General features: G+C 57.3%; 19 protein-coding genes. 9 read left to right on the plus strand and 10 right to left on the minus strand.

The genetic code is table 11. The annotated features are described in order from the left end of the window. Positions 1-62: 62 nt before the first annotated feature. The 5 genes from F3J36_RS14925 to yhfZ are packed head-to-tail and all read right to left on the minus strand — an operon-like array spanning position 63 to position 4171. Positions 63-425 (minus strand): DUF2620 domain-containing protein, encoded by a 363-nt coding sequence (locus tag F3J36_RS14925; protein ID WP_166719951.1) that lies wholly within the window; start codon positions 423-425, stop codon positions 63-65. 18 nt (positions 426-443) lie between these two features. Then, positions 444-1691: a phosphopentomutase gene (locus tag F3J36_RS14930; protein ID WP_166719952.1), complete on the minus strand. Its 1248-nt coding sequence runs from the start codon at positions 1689-1691 to the stop codon at positions 444-446. After that, positions 1684-2850, minus strand: coding sequence for a YhfX family PLP-dependent enzyme (locus F3J36_RS14935; protein ID WP_166719953.1), 1167 nt, complete (start codon positions 2848-2850; stop codon positions 1684-1686). Before F3J36_RS14935 ends, F3J36_RS14930 begins: the two co-directional genes overlap by 8 nt. 51 nt (positions 2851-2901) lie before the next feature. After that, entirely contained in the window at positions 2902-3267 is a 366-nt protein-coding gene (locus F3J36_RS14940; protein ID WP_166719954.1) for a PRD domain-containing protein, read from the minus strand. A 10-nt stretch (positions 3268-3277) separates the two neighbouring features. Then, the gene (gene yhfZ, locus F3J36_RS14945; protein ID WP_166719955.1) at positions 3278-4171 is read right to left on the minus strand and encodes a GntR family transcriptional regulator YhfZ; all 894 of its coding nucleotides are present in this window, start codon (positions 4169-4171) and stop codon (positions 3278-3280) included. Positions 4172-4373: 202 nt separating this feature from the next. Between yhfZ and F3J36_RS14950 the strand changes: the two genes are divergently transcribed. From F3J36_RS14950 to F3J36_RS14960, 3 genes are all read left to right on the plus strand, one after another. Then, complete coding sequence (locus F3J36_RS14950) at positions 4374-4613, plus strand: DUF1272 domain-containing protein (protein ID WP_166719956.1); 240 nt, start codon at positions 4374-4376, stop codon at positions 4611-4613. A 779-nt stretch (positions 4614-5392) separates the two neighbouring features. Continuing rightward, a complete protein-coding gene (locus tag F3J36_RS14955; protein WP_021508605.1) occupies positions 5393-5854 on the plus strand; it encodes an RcnB family protein in 462 nt (153 codons plus the stop codon). 109 nt (positions 5855-5963) lie between these two features. Beyond that, positions 5964-6791, plus strand: a complete 828-nt coding sequence (locus F3J36_RS14960) for a Cof-type HAD-IIB family hydrolase (RefSeq protein WP_136545641.1) — start codon at positions 5964-5966, stop codon at positions 6789-6791. Between the two features lie 34 nt (positions 6792-6825). Here the strand turns inward: F3J36_RS14960 and F3J36_RS14965 are convergent, their stop codons facing one another. Then, positions 6826-7971, minus strand: coding sequence for an iron-containing alcohol dehydrogenase (locus F3J36_RS14965; protein ID WP_166719957.1), 1146 nt, complete (start codon positions 7969-7971; stop codon positions 6826-6828). 277 nt (positions 7972-8248) lie between these two features. On the opposite strand from F3J36_RS14965, the gene gntT reads away from it, so the two are divergent. Continuing rightward, positions 8249-9565 (plus strand): gluconate transporter, encoded by a 1317-nt coding sequence (gntT, locus tag F3J36_RS14970; protein WP_021508602.1) that lies wholly within the window; start codon positions 8249-8251, stop codon positions 9563-9565. Positions 9566-9598: 33 nt separating this feature from the next. Here gntT and F3J36_RS14975 read toward each other — a convergent pair whose 3' ends face one another. From F3J36_RS14975 to F3J36_RS14985, 3 genes are all read right to left on the minus strand, one after another. After that, positions 9599-10681, minus strand: a complete 1083-nt coding sequence (locus F3J36_RS14975) for a malate/lactate/ureidoglycolate dehydrogenase (protein ID WP_211725137.1) — start codon at positions 10679-10681, stop codon at positions 9599-9601. A gap of 102 nt (positions 10682-10783) precedes the next feature. Next, positions 10784-11029 (minus strand): hypothetical protein, encoded by a 246-nt coding sequence (locus F3J36_RS14980; protein ID WP_021508600.1) that lies wholly within the window; start codon positions 11027-11029, stop codon positions 10784-10786. A gap of 374 nt (positions 11030-11403) precedes the next feature. Continuing rightward, a complete protein-coding gene (locus F3J36_RS14985; protein WP_058775268.1) occupies positions 11404-11589 on the minus strand; it encodes a hypothetical protein in 186 nt (61 codons plus the stop codon). 398 nt (positions 11590-11987) lie between these two features. Between F3J36_RS14985 and pagP the strand changes: the two genes are divergently transcribed. From pagP to F3J36_RS15000, 3 genes are all read left to right on the plus strand, one after another. Next, positions 11988-12560 carry a lipid IV(A) palmitoyltransferase PagP gene (gene pagP, locus F3J36_RS14990; protein WP_021508599.1) on the plus strand — a complete coding sequence of 191 codons (573 nt, stop codon included), beginning with the start codon at positions 11988-11990 and terminating at the stop codon, positions 12558-12560. Positions 12561-12710: 150 nt separating this feature from the next. Next, positions 12711-12920 (plus strand): transcription antiterminator/RNA stability regulator CspE, encoded by a 210-nt coding sequence (cspE, locus tag F3J36_RS14995; protein ID WP_010615627.1) that lies wholly within the window; start codon positions 12711-12713, stop codon positions 12918-12920. 358 nt (positions 12921-13278) lie between these two features. Then, entirely contained in the window at positions 13279-13704 is a 426-nt protein-coding gene (locus F3J36_RS15000; RefSeq protein WP_021508597.1) for a GNAT family N-acetyltransferase, read from the plus strand. Here F3J36_RS15000 and F3J36_RS15005 read toward each other — a convergent pair. After that, positions 13688-15043 (minus strand): aminotransferase class I/II-fold pyridoxal phosphate-dependent enzyme, encoded by a 1356-nt coding sequence (locus F3J36_RS15005; protein WP_166719959.1) that lies wholly within the window; start codon positions 15041-15043, stop codon positions 13688-13690. The two genes, F3J36_RS15000 and F3J36_RS15005, sit on opposite strands and share 17 nt — an antisense overlap. A 136-nt stretch (positions 15044-15179) precedes the next feature. Between F3J36_RS15005 and F3J36_RS15010 the strand changes: the two genes are divergently transcribed. Together F3J36_RS15010 and F3J36_RS15015 are read left to right on the plus strand one after the other, a co-directional pair. Beyond that, complete coding sequence (locus F3J36_RS15010) at positions 15180-16139, plus strand: nitrate ABC transporter substrate-binding protein (protein WP_166719960.1); 960 nt, start codon at positions 15180-15182, stop codon at positions 16137-16139. A 2-nt stretch (positions 16140-16141) separates the two neighbouring features. Beyond that, positions 16142-16936: a deaminated glutathione amidase gene (locus F3J36_RS15015; protein WP_059010522.1), complete on the plus strand. Its 795-nt coding sequence runs from the start codon at positions 16142-16144 to the stop codon at positions 16934-16936. Positions 16937-16951: the final 15 nt, after the last annotated feature.

A 16951-nucleotide genomic window follows, 5' to 3' on the forward strand; every position in this document is an offset into this window, starting at 1 on the left:
TCACCCTGTAAAAGTCGGCTTGGCGCATTAAGCGGCGGCAGCGGGGCGCAGCCGCCGGATTGTTATTGTTGCTGCAGGGCCGTGACGAAAGCTTTAACAGCGTTCTCGGCGCGATCGTTGGTAAAGCCGAAGGCTTTGGTGCCGCCTGCCAGCAGTTCGGCCACTTTTTCCGTACTTGGCTGAGTGATGGCGTTCGCGATGGTGGCGCATTTGTCGCGACCAATCAGCGCATAGGCCATCGCCAGCGCACCGCCAGCGCCGCTCTGACAGGCGCCAAGATAGTAGTCATAGCTGCCGCTTTTCACTTTCATGGCAGCATCCATATCGGTGAAAATATCTGCGCTGAACTGGCCGTTGCCGATGCTCTCCAGGCAGGCTTTGATTTCGTTTTTATTTAACTGTCCGCCAATGGCAATTTTGTACATGGTGGTCACCTGTAATGGTTAAGCTGATTGAATACCGGCTGCATTGAGCGCAGCCAGAAAACCTGCGCCGTTCTGCGGGGCGCGGGCGTGGAAAAATTCGCAGACGGTGGCACCGACATCCGACAAAGTACGGCGGATGCCAAGCGCACAGGGAGGTTGCCCGCGGCGATAGACCAGCAGCGGCACCTGTTCGCGGGTATGTTTGCTGTGACCAACGGTGGGATCGTTGCCGTGGTCAGCCATCACCACCAGACAGTCGCTGGCATCCATTTGCGCCACGATACGCGCCAGTGCGCGATCCACCAGCTGCAGGCGCTCGGCATAGCGCGCGGTATCTTCGGCATGACCGGCGAGATCGGTCTCCTGGATGTTGGTGCAGATGAACGCCGCCTGTGGCCGCTGCATCTCTTCAAGCGTGATGTCGAGAATGGTTTGCGAATCGACCAGGCGCGGATAGTTGCGGCCATGGGGATTGGCCACGATATCCGCCACTTTGCCGACCAGTACGCTGGTAATGCCCTGCTGATACAGCTGGGCGGGCACCTGCACCTCGGCATCCACACCGTAACCGAGGTGCACCACCTCGAAGCCGCGTTGATAAACCCCAGCTTTGGGACTATTGATACCGAAATAGCGTCCCTGTTTACTCTCTGCCGCCGCGAGAATTTGCGCGCTGCTCGCCAGCAGACCGCCATAAGCAATGACCCGGCCCACTTCGACCTGAGCCCGGACGATACGGCCAATCTTTTCCACTTCGCTAAAGGACACAGCGGACAGGTTGGCGCAGATATTAAATACCTGACCCAAATCCGCTTCGAGGTTATCGCCAATCGCCACGGCATCGTTGACCCACAGCAGCGCCAGCTCACCGTCAGGATGACGCGTAACGTGATAGCCGGCACGCAGCAGGGCGGCTTCGACCTTATCGATGACCTTCGAAAACGGCATGCGCAGCGGCGGCAGCGGCAGCGTGCCCATGATCTCCTGGTGGCCCATAAAGGTATCGCCGCCCTCATGCTGCAACTGCGCGACACCGAAGGTGGCCGCCGGGTTGGGGCGCATCACGCTGTGATCACAGTCCGGTGCGGCCAGCTGCAGTGCATTGATCAGTCCCAGCTGTTCCAGCGTGGGCAGCCGCAGTGACGGGAAGGTCTGCAGAATGTGGCCGCAGGTATTCGCGCCGCTGTCCTGCGGGCGCACTTGCGGTACATCCTCCATGGCACCGACGCCGAAGCTGTCGATCACCAGCACTAAAAATTTATCCATGACTGACTCCTGACAGGGCATTGCCGAGGCTGTCGAATAAACCCAGCAGCGTCGGCTGACCGCTGTGCAGCCCGCCAATTAGCGCCACGTCACTGCGCGTGACAAACACCTGGGTACGAAAACACATCACCACCGCGCTGCCCGGTGGCCAGTAACCGGCCAGCGGCAGGGTGTAATCGATGCTGTCACTGTCGACCGGCTGCACCTCGCAGCGTTGCCAGCCCTGATGCCACACCGCAGCGTGCTGCATATGGCTGCGGCGATAGTGTCCGCCGCCGTAGCAGTAGCTGGTGTTCTGATAGTTGTGTGAGATTTCAGAGAGATAGAGCATGGCAATCTTCTCTGCGCCGTCGCCGTGCTGGTTAGACGGCAGCGTTCCGGTCAGCGCATGGCCTGGCTCAGCATGGGTCACCCCCTGAGCGGCCAGCAGCGGTAGCGTCGCGACGCTACTGGCTGATGGCGCATTAACCTGCTCGACCTGAATACCGTGCTGCGTCAGCAGCGCTTTTGCCGCCAGCAGCGTGCGCAGATTCGCGGTGGCTTCGGTCTGCTGTGAGGTGCTGCAAAACGCCATGCACGGAAAGTGCGTCACGCCAGCGACACGAATTCCCGCCAGTCGCTGTAAATGCGCCAGCACGGCCGGTAACTCGGCCAGGCTGAAACCGGCTTCCTGGTTCGGGTAAACCACATCGCCCTGATCGACCACCTTGAGCAGCAGCGGTTGTTCCCACTGCTGGCGTCGGGCGGCGGCGGCAATGCTCTCAGCTTTTTCCAGACTGTAGACGGTGATAACCTGCGGGCGCTGCGCCACGGCAGCCTCGATTAGCTGCTCTGGCAATTGCACCAGATGGCCAACGTGTGCCACCGGCAGACCGTGCTGCCACAGGCGCTGTGCCTCTTTGAAATCCACCGCGACCATTCCGGCAAAACCCTGCTGCAGAATCAGCTGGCTGAGCAGGGGATTACGGCCAAACTGTTTGCTCATCAGATAGAGTTTCAGGCCATGTGCCCGCGCGGTTGCCTCCAGCAGGCGGGCATTGGCCAGCACCTGGTCGACATCAATCACGTAGCTATCCGGGCGGATATCTCCGCGCTGCCAGAAACGTAGCGCGGCTTCCATCAGGGCTGGATTCTGTCTTTCCAGCGCGTTAAGAAACATCAGCAACCCCCGTTATTTTCATTTTTTTGAATATTTAGGCGCATAAAAACGTTACGCCGCGCTTTCCTGTTGTGCCAGCACCAGCCCGTACAGGTTGGCCAGCAGGTAGCCCTGTTCATGCTGCGGTACTTCAAACGCGAACAGGCTGAGCAAATCCTGATGCAGCGCCTGGATTGCGGGATAGCGATCGGATTCAGCAATTTCCGCCAGTACGTCAGTATCCAGTGCCGGGATAACTTCGCCACGACGTGTGCGCATCAGCGCATTCGCCATATGGGTGATCAGCATTTCTCCCTGCGCATGACGAATACGCAGCTGCCAGTGCTGTTCGAGCCGGTTAACCACCGCCAGCATGCCGTGGTAAATCTCCTCATCGATCACCTGCGCGTCGTGCAAAATCTGTAAGCGTATTTCCATGTTGCACCTGTTAATAATTGGGTTCCCTGATGCCGAGCGCGACATCCTGTTGATGGCGCAGCAGCTGTGGAATATCCAGCAGCGACTGCACTAAATGTTGAATGACTTTAGCGTTGTTATGTATGAGTAATACCGCTTCTGAGGCTTTCACCGCGTCGGCGTGGTCAATCGGTTGCTGAATAATGTCTGCCGTTGCTTCATCGGTATGGTTCCACACTGCGGCATCAATCTCGCCGCGCTGCAGCGCCGCCAGTGTCAGGTTATAGGGCAGGGCGACGCGTTCGATGGTCTGGCCGGCAAACACCCGCTCGGTTAGCAGGCGCTGGTCCGGCGAGCGCGGATCAAGCCCGACGCGGCGAATGTCACCCTGACGGCTGGCGCGATACAGCAGCCGATGGCCGGCAACATAACTGCCCGGGCCAAAATTCAGCACCGCTGTCACCTCACCCTGCTGCAGATAACTTTCTGCCGCAAGGTGCGACACCACTGCCATGTCGTACACGCCGTCAATCAGGCAATCGATACGCACTTCTGCACCGCGCATATGCGCAAAATAGAGCGGATAGCCGGCAAACTGCGTTTTGATGGCGCTGGCCAACCCTTCATATAACCGCGTGTAAGGTAGCGGCATGGCACAGAGAATGTTGCCAATATCGGCCTGCTCCAGCAGACGTGGAAAATCCATCTGGCTCAGTACGGTGCCATTGCGTCCGCGACGATCGAGCGTTACACACTGTTCCGCCTCCAGACTTTTTAGCGCGTTTTGCACTACGCCCACCGACAGCGCCAGCTCGCTGGAGAGCACGTCAATGGTTTTCAGCCGGTCACCGGGTTTGAGACCAAACAGATAGCGTGCCAGACTGACCCGCGCTAATCCTTCTTTCTTAATAAACGCTTTGCTCATGCTTAATCTTCAATTTTATGAACATTTAAATCATGTTCCATTCTAACCCGGCCGGCAAGCGGGAAAGAAGCGCAGTGGGAGACGGATCACAAAAGCGCAGCGCGGCAGGATGTCCTGATTTGTCCGCGCGATGTCCGCTCACAGGCTGGCGCGCCGGGGCGGCGGCGGCGATGATAGCCCTGAACCCTGACAGGAGAGTGCCATGCTGGAATTACGTCCTAACTGTGAATGCTGCGATAAAGATCTGCCTCCGGCCTCGCCTGATGCGCGCATCTGCTCGTTTGAGTGCACGTTTTGTGTCGACTGCGCTGAAGGCGTGCTGGCGCAGCGCTGCCCGAACTGTGCGGGTGAACTGGTGCGGCGGCCGATACGTCCGGCGCAGGCGCTGCTGCGCCATCCGGCTGCAACTCAGCGATATCCTGTTTCTTCGCCACCCCGCTAAATTCGCTAGCGCAATCAGATTAACAGCCGACACATAATTATTGTGCGCCAGCTTGCTGGTTATTTAACCTTACGCTTCAGCGCAGTGAAAAATTAGCGTTATATTAATCACGCACATCGATTAATTGCCAGGGCTGCAATAGGGCTCTCGTTATCAATGAAATGTGCCAGCCAGCTAGTTTGCCGGTCGGCTTAAATAGCGGCATAACTAAAAAATGGTATGACTTAATTTTTGACGTTTAAATTCAATGTATTGTGATTTTTTGTCGATATATTATACGGGCTGACTATATTTCATGGCGACAGCTGGTCAGAGCACGGACCTTATTTCCTTTCACGTTATGTACCTTTGGTGGTTATTTTCGCTGCCATGAAAATTTTTACGGTTTTTTCTGAAAATAGAAGTTTTCTGAAAGTATTTTGCCCTGATGAATGTTATTCTTTCCGGGCAATGCTAGTGATGTGGCGTTGTGTGCTTCAGTTTTACCCTCTTTTTAGCAGGGTTTCCCCGCTTTATGCTTTTTATGGAAATAGCATTGTCCGCCCGATCCCCGCGATCGGGTTTTCTTTATTCCCGCTGAATTAACTGCTTATTTCCCTGCCAGCCTTACCGTGCCACGCCACCATAAAGTCTCCACAATCGTTAAGAAAGTGCTAACCTGGCGTAATGTATTGTAAGTCACCGATTTTTAAGAGTTTTGGAAATGCTGTTTTAGCTTTGTTTAGGTAATAGTAAGCCTCAACGGCGCGCAGACTGCCGTTATCCCTGGAGGTAACACCATGAAAAAAACAACACTTACGATTATTGCGTCATTTATTGCATGCAGCACACTGTTTTCCAGCGTCTCCTGGGCCGACGGTCCCGGTGACCCTCGCTGGGACCCGCACGGCGGCGACCGCCATCAGGATCGCGGCCCGGGTCCCGATCATCATGACCGTCGTGACTTTGGCCACGATCGCGGCCCGGGCCCGGATCGTCACGATCACTATGCTGACCACCGTATGCCGGAGGGACATCGTGGCGGCGATCGCTTTGCCTGGCGCGGTCATGATTTTCGCCGTGGTTATCCGGCACCGCCAGAGTTTCGCGGTCCACACTATCGCGTCGACGACTGGCGGGCACGCGGTCTGTATGAGCCGCCGCGCGGCGAGCACTGGGCCTTTATCGACGGAAATTATGTGTTAGTGGCGGCCGCGACCGGCATTATCACCGCCATTTTGCTGAATAACGCATTTAACTAATCCTGCCGCACGGATGGCGACGGCCATCCGTGTTTCTCTCCGCTTTCACCGCTCACCAGGTTATTCTCTGGACAACCCGTTTTTCCTTTCAACGCGTTAAGGAGTCATGATGACCATGGTAAAAATGGTGGCGGTGGATATGGACGGCACCTTTCTCGACGATAAAAAACAGTACAACCGGGCACGTTTTCAGGCCTGCTATCAGGAGATGAAGCGGCGCGGCATCAAATTTGTGGTCGCCAGCGGTAATCAGTATTACCAGCTCAAATCCTTCTTTCCCGACATCGCCAGTGAGATCGCCTTTGTCGCCGAAAATGGCGCGTGGATCCTCGACAGGGATGAGGAGCTGTTCTGCGGCGCGTTCTCGCGCGAGGACGTTAATGCCGTGCTCGATACCCTGCAGCGCGGTAACTATCCCAACCTGAAATACATCCTCTGCGGCCGCAACAGCGCTTATCACTTCAACACCATGGATGAGCAGTGGCTGGTCAAAATGCGTCACTACTGCCATCGCCTCAAGGCGATCGATAGCCTCGCTGACGTGGGCGATGACCGGCTGTTCAAGTTTGCGCTGAATCTGTCCGATGATTATGTCGATATTCTGATGGCTGATATTGAGCGTCTGCATCAGGGCGCGGCGGCGGCGACCTCGAGCGGGCACGGCTCGGTGGATTTGATTGTGCCCGGTTTGCACAAAGCCAACGGTCTGCGCCTGCTGCAGCAGCGCTGGGACATCAGCAGCGATGAGGTGCTGGCGTTTGGCGACGGCGGCAACGATCTGGAGATGCTGGTGCAGTCGCGCTTCAGCTTTGCCATGCAGAATGCGCCGCAGCGGGTCAAAGACGCTGCGCGCTACGGCGCACCGTCCAATAACCAGGAAGGCGTACTGCAGGTGATTGAGCAGATGCTGGCGGGGGAAGGGCCGTTTGCTGGCTGAATAAGCAACGGGCAGCCTGCGCTGCCCGAAAGGCTCAGACGACGCGCCACGCGGCGGTAATCATCTCCGTGAGCGTGGCGGGATCATAATTGACCCAGCCGTTTTTGCTGTTGGCGCGCGCCACAATCCAGTCGACCTCTTCCGCGGCCAGCGTCGGTCCTTCCAGCCAGAACTGCACGATAGCCTGCTGCTGCAGCCAGGCTTTCAGCGCCAGCGCCGGCGGCGCCGTGTCATCGGGCAGCAGGCGTTCAGCCAGCGCCGCCATCAGCCGCTGCTGTTCGGGGTGCGCGCTCTCCGCCAGTACATCCAGGAACGGGAACAGCAGACGACCGCAGACTTCGCCGTGATGGAACGGCTTAATCGCCCCCAACTCGCCGGCAATACCGTGGATCACCCCCAAACCCGCGCTGCTCAGACTGACGCCGCCGAGCCATGATGCCATCATCATCGCTTCACGTGCCGCATCGCCGCGGCTGTCGTCCTGATTGAGGTACGGCCACGCCTGCATGAACAGTTGCAGCCCGTTAAGCGCGTTTTGCTGACTGAACAGGTTGCCCTTGCGTGACAGATAAGCCTCGAACAGGTGGGTAAAGGCATCAATGGCGCAGGTAGCCAGTACGCGATCCGGCGCTCCTTTGAGCAGGTCGGGATCGAGAATTGCCACCTGCGGCACAAACACCGGATGGCGCAGTGAGGCCTTCACCTTAATGTGCTGCTGATCGGTCACCACCGCATTCTGCGTGACCTCGCTGCCGGTGCCGGCGGTGGTAGGAATGGCGATCAGCGGCAGCGTGACCGCCTGTACCGGCGTATCGCCCACTTTCTCGAGGTAGCGAGCGATATTCAGCGGATGCTGCATCATGGCGCCAAAGGCTTTGGCCGCATCCAGCACGCTGCCGCCGCCGATGGCGACAACGCGATCGACGTGGCCACGCCAGCGCGTCACCCAGCCATCGATCTCGTCTGGCGAGGCTTCATGGCTGACAATTTCATAGCCCAGAATGTGATCGTTCAGCGTCGCGCCCAGGCGTGCCCACGCCGGACTGTTGAGAAATGAGCGGCCGCAGAACAGCAGCGTGGGCTGCGGATTCGCCGCCAGCAGCGGGACCAGGCGGTCGATGCTGCCACGGCCAAACAGTGTTTGTTGATTACTGTACAGCTCAATCAGATTCTCACTCACCTGCAGATCCTTATCGGTTGGCATAAAACAGCTAGTGTAACCAAAAGCCACGCCGCTGCCGGGGCAAACATTCTGATAACCCTCCGACAAAAAGTTGATCACCTTCGCAAAACAGAAATTCACCCGCTGCACCAGGTGCTTTCCCGTCAATGTTACCCTTAACATGATACCGGTAACAGAATGTCGCATTCTGAAACATCTGGCACTGATAACCCCTTTGTCCCATTACAACAAACCGCTGCCGGTAATACGCCGAGCGCAAAAGTGGAGAAAAAATATGCCATTACTCTATGTGGCAATTGGCGTGGCGTTACTGCTGCTGCTGATGATTCGCTTCAAACTTAACGGCTTCATCGCCCTGATTCTGGTGGCACTGGCGGTGGGCATGATGCAGGGCATGCCGGTCAATAAAGTGATTGGATCGATCAAAACCGGCGTCGGCGGTACCCTGGGCAGCCTGGCGCTGATCATGGGCTTTGGCGCGATGCTGGGGAAACTGCTGGCCGACTGCGGCGGTGCGCAGCGTATCGCCACCACGCTGATCGAAAAATTCGGCCAGAAGCACATTCAGTGGGCGCTGGTGCTCACCGGCTTCACCGTGGGCTTCGCACTGTTTTATGAAGTCGGGTTCGTGCTGATGCTGCCGCTGGTGTTCAGCATTGCCGCGTCGGCGCGTGTGCCGCTGCTGTATGTCGGCGTGCCGATGGCCGCCGCCTTATCCGTCACGCACGGCTTTCTGCCACCGCATCCGGGCCCGACCGCGATCGCCACGTTATTTAATGCCGACATGGGGAAAACCCTGCTGTACGGTACGCTGCTGGGTATTCCGACGGTGATTCTGGCCGGGCCGGTGTATGCGCGTTTTCTGAAAGGCATTGATAAGCCGATTCCGGAAGGGTTGTGGAACCCAAAAACTTTCAGTGAAGCGGAGATGCCAGGTTTTGGCGTTAGCGTGTGGACGGCGCTGGTGCCGGTAATCCTGATGGCGCTGCGTGCTGTGGCAGAAATGCTGCTGCCGAAAGGCCATGTGCTGCTGCCGTACGCGGAATTTTTTGGCGATCCGATCATGGCGACGCTGATTGCGGTGCTGATTGCCATCTTCACCTTTGGCCTTAACCGTGGCCGCAGCATGGATGAGGTGATGGGCACCATCACTGACTCGATCAAAATCATCGCCATGATGCTGTTGATCATCGGCGGCGGTGGCGCCTTCAAGCAGGTGCTGGTGGACAGCGGCGTGGACAAATACATCGCCGGCATGATGCACGAAACCAACGTCTCGCCAATCTTTATGGCGTGGTCAATTGCGGCGGTGCTGCGTATTGCGCTGGGATCTGCCACCGTCGCGGCGATTACCGCCGGCGGCATTGTGGCACCGCTGATTGCAACCAGCGGCGCCAGCCCGGAGCTGATGGTCATTGCCGTCGGTTCCGGCAGTGTCATCTTCTCGCACGTCAACGATCCAGGCTTCTGGCTGTTCAAGGAGTACTTCAACCTGACCATCGGTGAAACTATTCGCTCGTGGTCGGCGCTGGAAACCATCATCTCGGTGTGCGGTCTGCTGGGCTGTTTGCTGCTGTCCGCTGCGCTGTAACCGGCTGAGGCACCGCGCCTCAGCCCCGGCGGCTTACTGCGCTAAGGCGCGGAAGGCCGCCAGTTCCTCCTCCGGCATGCCAGCCTGGCGTGCCGCTGCGCAAATCTGCTGCCAGCTGTTGCTGTCCAGCGGAATGCCCTCGCGTTCACGTGCTGCCCGATTGCGCGTTTCCCATTCGCCCGGCACCAGAATCTCCGCCTCACCACTTTGCGGTGAACGCCTGACCCACGCGAGAAATTCTTCAGCTTCCTGCTGCATCGCCGGTGCGTCAAACGCGTCAGGGTTCAGGATAATGGTGGTCATGCCGTTGAAGATGGCGTCAGTGCCGGAAAGCAGCGTGGCGTCATGCGTAGTGCGACCGCCGGACAGCGCGCCGCCAAGGATTTCGCACATCGTCGCCAGCGCATAGCCTTTATGCAGGCCGAAGGCGGTCAGCGCGCCATACGGCGACTGATGCATCACGCCCGGATCGGTGGTCGGCTGGCCCTGCGCATCAAGCAAATAGCCCGGCGCGACCGGCTGACCTTTGTTATACGCCACCCGCGTTTTACCAAAGGCGATGCCGCTGGTGGCAAAGTCCAGCAGCAGCGGTTCGCCGTCGCGACGCGGAAACACCGCGCAGAACGGATTGGTGCCGAAGCGGCGATCGCTGCCGTTAAACGGCGCCACCATCGGATCGCCCATCACATTAACGAAGTGAAAGGAGACAAAGCCCGCTGCGGCACACTGCTCCGCCCAGTGACCGATACGGCCAATATGATGCGAATGATGCAGGCCAACCGCCGCAAGGCCAAACCTGTTCGCCCGCTCAATGCCGTGCTGCATGGCCTCGTACGCGGCCACCTGGCCAAAGCCTTTCTGGCCATTAAGGGTGAGGACCGCGCCAGCGTCTTTTTCGATGCTGACGTGCTGATTGAGCTGTAGAAAGCCCTGCGTCAGCGAGGCCATGTAGCTCGGTATCATACCGACGCCGTGGGAGTCATGGCCCGCGAGGTTAGCAGCAACAAGATGGTCAGCCACCAGGCGCGCTTCTTCGGCACTGCTACCGGCATGCAGCCAGATAGCCTGAACAAACTGATGTAAGCGGGAAGGGGAAACACGATGCAGTTCAGTCACGCGGTTAATCTCCTTATGGGGGGGAGAGAGCATCCTGCGCTGAAATGGATAATAACCGCAAGTAAGGGCTGATAAAGGGCCACAACACGTGGCCCAACAAACTCAGTGCGGCTGTTCGAAGCCGGCTTTAACCATCTGTTCACGCAGTGCGCGTGCAATTTCACGGTTCCCACCCGTGATCGGATAAATAACGTTGTTGACGACATCGTCAAGATAATGCTCATCAAACTCTTGCAGGGTGAGCTGCGTACCGCCTTCGTCATTAATTGCAATGCTGCCACGAATGTGACTGCCATGATCCTTTGCCTTGAGGCTGTAACGACCCATGCTGGTATTAATCGTGCTCATATCATCTCCTTGTTACGTAGACATAGCGAACAATTGAGGCCTGCTACAGGCGCTGTAATTTTAGACAATCAGCACGCTACGCGTGCGGCGGGATGGCAACTTAAGCGATAAGCTGCGACCGGGCTCGCAGAAAAAAAGAGCAGGCAACAGTCTCTGACGCAAATGACTGGGATCGCGCTCGCAGCGCCCAGCGAAGCCGGAATAATCATCTATACTGAATGCACGATGCGTTATTTTTCATCCTGAAGGAGCGAACAATGAAAATAATACTGTGGATTATTGCCATCATCTTTATTGTCGGGTTACTGACGATTACTGGTGTGTTTAAACTGATTTTCTGACGCGTTCAGGCACCCGGCGGGTGCCTGAAAACATTATTCAACGTGACGGGCGGCAGAAGCCGGGTGCAGGGATGACAGCGGGATCACATCGCGCAGGCTGATCGGCTTGCCGCACGCGGCGCAACAGGCGCCGTGATGATCGGGATCGTCGACCTTTTCCTTGCCGGGTACTGTATAAAAAAATTTGGCGCAACCGCAGCGGCTGCAACGAATTGTCATCTCAGTTCCTCCTCTCTCCGTCCTGGAGTGATGAGATTTATCTCAATCATCGGGTGAGTTCAATTGATAAATTTTATTAATTTATTCATCAAATCAATTTCTATGGATAAGTTGCTGAATATTAAGTAATCACCCTAAGTAATCATCAACTGAGCAGTGCATTTTCTGCACCTATTACCCTCTGCGTTTTGTTTATTTGCCGTTTCGACTCCGTTCGCGCAGTGAGGTAAAATTAACCAGCTGATTGCCAGCAGAGCCGGGTGCGACTGGCGCCACTGTGGCGCGCGCGCTGTACACGCTCGTGGCATCAGCCATTAACCCACGGCAGCACGGTGCGGCGCGATGTGGCGCTACGCGGTGACTGCCGGATACAGGATGATTTAACAGGAAGCATTGTTGTGAACTGGCGTATTTCTGCAGCCTTTTGCGGCTGTATTTTGACTTCATCGGTCTCTTTTTCGACACCAGCGGCAACCACAGGCGAAGCGATTAAATCGGGCTGGAATACCTTCTCCGATAACGTGGCGCAAACCTGGACACAACCGCAAAATTACGATCTTTACGTCCCGGCTATCACCTGGCACAACCGCTTTACTTACGATGATGAACACATCAAAAAGTACAACGAGCGGCCGTGGGGCGCGGGCGGTGGCGTTTCGCGCTGGGATGAAAAGGGCAACTGGCACGGGCTGTATGCCATGGCGTTTAAAGACTCGTTTAACAAGTGGGAGCCCATCGCCGGCTACGGCTGGGAAGCGACCTGGCGACCGCTGAACGATCAGAATTTCCATCTGGGCGCCGGTTACACCGCGGGCGTGACGGCCAGGGATAACTGGCGATATATCCCGGTTCCGCTGGTATTGCCGCTGGCTTCGATAGGGTATGGCCCGGCAACCTTCCAAATGACTTACATTCCAGGCACTTATAACAACGGCAACGTCTATTTTGCCTGGTTAAGATTTCAGTTTTAATCGCTGAAGATGCGCAGAAAGTGTGAAGGGCATGGAAAAAATCAATATTTATCACTTTTTCATCAATTCGCGCTGGACAAATGTCACTGCAATTGCTGTACTAGATGCCGACACAGTTTAGTGTCCATTTTTCATGTAAAGGTAATATAGATGTCCAAGATCAAAGGTAACGTTAAGTGGTTTAATGAGTCCAAAGGATTCGGTTTCATTACTCCAGAAGATGGCAGCAAAGATGTATTCGTACACTTCTCTGCTATCCAGAGCAACGGCTTCAAAACTCTGGCTGAAGGTCAGCGTGTAGAGTTTGAAATCACCGACGGCGCTAAAGGCCCATCTGCTGCTAACGTTACCGCTCTGTAAGTTAACAGTCAGAATTTTAAAAACCCGCCTGATGGCGGGTTTTTTTTGTGCTTTTTTCAGCCCTGCCACCAGCTAATGGCCCAGGCGATAATCACCAGCGTACTGAGCGACAGCGCCAGCCATTCATTTAAACAGTGCGGTACCAGATTCTTCATGTGCCATGCCTCGCAACTTCATTTATGCCAGCATGGCAAAGCAAGATTAAGCCAGCCTTAAGCCAGCGTGACAGCGGCATGACAAGGCACATTCTGCGGCGTCGTTCACAGATAATTCCCGTAACATACTCATAACAAAGCTTACTTGCAGATTTTTCAGCGGCAACGCTATATAACAGCAGTCAGGGAACGGAGGAGGCAGGATGAACATACGTGAAGCACAGGCCAAAGACAGCTTTGCCCTGAGTGCACTGTTAACCGAGCTGGGTTATCGCGGCACGGAAAAATTTATCAGCGATCGGCTGGCGCAATTGTGCGCCCATCCCGACGAGACGCTGCTGGTGGCGGAACACGGAAACCAGGTGCTGGGATTTCTTTCGCTGCACTTTATTCCGCAGCTGGCATTAGCAGGCGATTTCGCGCGCATCAGCTATTTCTGTATCGCCGAGGGTGAGCGCAGTAAAGGCAGCGGCCAGCAGCTGCTGAACCACGCCGAGCAACTGGCGCGCGCCCGCGGCTGCGACCGCATGGAAGTGCATTGTCACGCCTCGCGACTGAAAGCCAACCAGTTTTATGCGCGTGAAGGCTACGTTGAGTCGCCACGCTATCACATCAAAGATCTGGGCTGATATTAAGCTCGCGTCCACAGGCAATCACTAACGCATCGGCGATGCTGTCGAGCTGATCGGCCGGCAGCCGCGCAATGCTGACGCGAATGAACTGTCCGCTGTTGATGCTGCAGCGTTCGCCAGGCAGCACGGTGATGCCCCGGGCGGCGAGGGTGATCATGGCATACTGCTCTGACGCCACCGGCAGCATCACGCTCAGGCCGTCGCGATCTTCCTGTACCAGCCCGCGCCGCGCCAGTGCGGCCAGCAACTGCTGACGGCGCGCGGCATACGTGGCTTTAGCCTGCTGTATGCGCTGTTGGGTGGGCGCATCGCTCAGCATCCAGGCCACCGCATCCTGCAGAATACGGCTGGTCCAGCTGACCCCGAAGTTACGCCACGACTGCAGCCGTTTCACCAGTTCTGCCGTGCCGGATACCACCGCCAGCCGCAGATCCGGGCCGTAGGCTTTAGAAAAGGAGTGCACGTGCAGCGTACGCTGTGGATAGTGGCGACCGAGACTCCATACCGGCCAGCGCGACAAATCGCCGATGCCGTCATCCTCGACAATCAGGGTGGCACTCTGCGCCAGCACCTGCGCCAGCGCTTCACTGCGCTGCTGGCTGACGCTGTAGCCGGTCGCCGAGTGGTTGCGTGGCTGATAAATGAACATCGCTGGCGCTTTCTGTAAGTGTGTCGCCAGCACCGCAGGCAGCGGTCCCTGCTCATCACCGGGCAGCGGCAGGATCTCGGCACCGATGTTGTCGAGCATATCCAGCAGACGCGTCGCGGTCGGATCTTCAATCACCACCCGATCGCCGGGTGACAGCAGCGTCTGCACAATCAGGTTCATGGCATCAAAGCCGCCATCGGTCGCCAGCCACGCCTCCGCCGGACAGGGCCAGCGCGGCGCAATGGCCGCCTGCAGCTGTGGCGAAATCGCCTCACGCTGATAGCTATTCAGCTGCGGTGACGCCAGCCCGGCCAGCATCGCCGGGCGCAGGTCCGGCAGCAGTGCCGGATCGGGCGCAGCCATCGCCAGCGCGGCTTTGACGTTTTCACCATAGTTGCCAATTTTCTCAAAGCGGACCGGTCGCGGCATCACACTGTTGCCGCACACCCAGATTCCGCTTCGCCCTTTACCCGCCAGCACTTTCTGCTTCTTCAGCTGCGCCCAGGCCGCGGATACCGTGGCCGGACTCACGCCCAGCCGTTCCGCCAAATCGCGCACCGCCGGCATCTGCATGCCCACGGCAATCTGTCCGTCGCGAATCAATGTTGACGCGGCGAGGGTAATGCCTTTTACCGAGGCGTCGTTAATCTGCTGGCTGAGCCACTCTGCATCCACAATTTGCGTCATAAGAAAAAGCTTTGTTCAGTAACAAAGAAATGATTGTTCAGATTAGTATTCGCGTTTTAGACTCAAATTCAAGCACAATTTGCAGAAAAAATGCACAGCGCCAGCGTGGCGGCTGAACAAACGGAGAAGCACAACGATGATCACTATCAGATTGGCGGTGCGCGACTGGGATTACTTCACGCCGCTGGCGCTGGGCGATATTCAGCCACAGGGCTTCAGGCTGGTCATTGACCGCGTAGGCACGCTGGTGGATAACCTGGCCAGCAGTGAATACTACGAAGGCGGTGAGGTGTCGTTCAGCCGCTATGCGCAGGCACGGGCGCGCGGCGACAGCTCACTGCTCGGCCTGCCGCACTTTCTGATGCGTGGCTTTCGCCAGCGCTGCATCATCACCACCACCGCCAGCCCGCTCACCACGCCAGCTCAGCTGAAAGGCAAAAGAATCGGCGTTACCGGCTGGCAGGACTCCGGTAATACCTGGACGCGCACCGTGCTGCGCGAAGCGGGCGTCGATATCAATGACGCCTTCTGGTTTGCCGGACGCCTGACCGCTGATCATCCGATTGTTGACCGGCTGGCGGGATTTGGTCGCCCGGGCCGTATCGAACCGGCGCCGGACGAGCGTCCGCTGATTGAACTGTTGAAAGCCGGCGAGCTGGATGCGGTGTTCACACCGTTTATGCCTGAGGGTTTTTTCCTGAAAGATTCCGGTCTGCGCCAGCTGCAGGCGGATTTCGTCAGTGCTGAGCGCGACTACTTCAACCGCGTCGGCTATGTGCCCGGTATTCATCTGCTGGCGCTGAAGCCGGCGCTGGCGGCGGCGCATCCGTGGCTGCCGCAGGCGCTGAGCGAGGTGATCGATCGCGCGTATCAGCTGTGGATGCGCAAACGCGAGAAGTACGCGGATACCACGCCGTGGCTGCTGGATGATTTGCGACGCACCGCGCAGGAATTGCCTGCCGACTGGAATCAAAACGGATTTACCGCTAACAAAAGGATGATTGCCGACTTCGCCCGTGAGCTGTTTCAGCAGGGCTTAACCACAACGTTGCTCTCGCCGGAGGAGATTTTCCCGGCGGCGGCCAGAGGGGAGTGAAGATGAAAGTAGCCATGGGGCAGTTCGCCGTTAGCCGCGAATGGCAGGAGAACACCGCCATTTGTCGTGGTCTGATGCAGGATGCGCTGGCGGCGGGCGCCGATCTGCTGGTACTGCCGGAAGGCGTGCTGGCGCGCGATATCGCAGATCCCGATCTGGTGTTAAAAGCCGCACAGCCGCTGGACGGGCCGTTTGTCAGTCAGCTGCTGGAAACCAGCAAAGGTAACGCGCTGACCACCATGATGAGCGTGCACGTGCCGACGCAGGATAACAAAGCGCACAACGTGCTGATTGCCCTGCGTAATGGCGAAATCATCGCGCAGTATGTCAAGCTGCATCTGTACGATGCCTTCGCCATGCAGGAGTCGCAGCGGGTTAATCCGGGTGATGCCGTGCCGCCACTGGTTGAGGTGGCCGGCATGAAAGTCGGGCTGATGACCTGCTACGACGTGCGTTTTCCCGAACTGGCGCGCCGGCTGGTGCTGGATGGTGCCGACGTGCTGGTGCTGCCTTCCGCCTGGGTAAAAGGACCGTTGAAGGAGATGCACTGGGAACTGCTGACCAGTGCGCGCGCGCTGGAAAACACCTGCTACATGGTGGCGGTAGGCGAGTGCGGGCCGCGCAACATTGGTAACAGTCTGGTGATCGATCCGCTTGGCGTGGTGATTGCTAAGGCACCAGAGTGCGCTGCACTGGTGTTTGCCGAACTGGATCCGGCCCGCATCGCCTACGCCCGCAGCGTGCTGCCGGTACTGGAAAATCGCCGCTTTGCCCGTCCGGAATTGCAATCACTTTGACCTGCCTGGGGGAAA

Source organism: Pantoea sp. Cy-640, assembly GCF_011752635.1.
Classification (GTDB): Bacteria; Pseudomonadota; Gammaproteobacteria; order Enterobacterales; family Enterobacteriaceae; genus Pantoea; species Pantoea dispersa.

What these genes read in the sequence shown, in the direction of transcription:
- F3J36_RS14925 (WP_166719951.1), bottom strand. Translation starts at nt 425, where the DNA reads ATGTACAAAATTGCCATTGGCGGACAGTTAAATAAAAACGAAATCAAA.
- F3J36_RS14930 (WP_166719952.1), bottom strand. Translation starts at nt 1,691, where the DNA reads ATGGATAAATTTTTAGTGCTGGTGATCGACAGCTTCGGCGTCGGTGCC.
- F3J36_RS14935 (WP_166719953.1), bottom strand. Translation starts at nt 2,850, where the DNA reads ATGTTTCTTAACGCGCTGGAAAGACAGAATCCAGCCCTGATGGAAGCC.
- F3J36_RS14940 (WP_166719954.1), bottom strand. Translation starts at nt 3,267, where the DNA reads ATGGAAATACGCTTACAGATTTTGCACGACGCGCAGGTGATCGATGAG.
- yhfZ (WP_166719955.1), bottom strand. Translation starts at nt 4,171, where the DNA reads ATGAGCAAAGCGTTTATTAAGAAAGAAGGATTAGCGCGGGTCAGTCTG.
- F3J36_RS14950 (WP_166719956.1), top strand. Translation starts at nt 4,374, where the DNA reads ATGCTGGAATTACGTCCTAACTGTGAATGCTGCGATAAAGATCTGCCT.
- F3J36_RS14955 (WP_021508605.1), top strand. Translation starts at nt 5,393, where the DNA reads ATGAAAAAAACAACACTTACGATTATTGCGTCATTTATTGCATGCAGC.
- F3J36_RS14960 (WP_136545641.1), top strand. Translation starts at nt 5,964, where the DNA reads ATGACCATGGTAAAAATGGTGGCGGTGGATATGGACGGCACCTTTCTC.
- gntT (WP_021508602.1), top strand. Translation starts at nt 8,249, where the DNA reads ATGCCATTACTCTATGTGGCAATTGGCGTGGCGTTACTGCTGCTGCTG.
- F3J36_RS14980 (WP_021508600.1), bottom strand. Translation starts at nt 11,029, where the DNA reads ATGAGCACGATTAATACCAGCATGGGTCGTTACAGCCTCAAGGCAAAG.
- F3J36_RS14985 (WP_058775268.1), bottom strand. Translation starts at nt 11,589, where the DNA reads ATGACAATTCGTTGCAGCCGCTGCGGTTGCGCCAAATTTTTTTATACA.
- cspE (WP_010615627.1), top strand. Translation starts at nt 12,711, where the DNA reads ATGTCCAAGATCAAAGGTAACGTTAAGTGGTTTAATGAGTCCAAAGGA.
- F3J36_RS15000 (WP_021508597.1), top strand. Translation starts at nt 13,279, where the DNA reads ATGAACATACGTGAAGCACAGGCCAAAGACAGCTTTGCCCTGAGTGCA.
- F3J36_RS15005 (WP_166719959.1), bottom strand. Translation starts at nt 15,043, where the DNA reads ATGACGCAAATTGTGGATGCAGAGTGGCTCAGCCAGCAGATTAACGAC.
- F3J36_RS15010 (WP_166719960.1), top strand. Translation starts at nt 15,180, where the DNA reads ATGATCACTATCAGATTGGCGGTGCGCGACTGGGATTACTTCACGCCG.
- F3J36_RS15015 (WP_059010522.1), top strand. Translation starts at nt 16,142, where the DNA reads ATGAAAGTAGCCATGGGGCAGTTCGCCGTTAGCCGCGAATGGCAGGAG.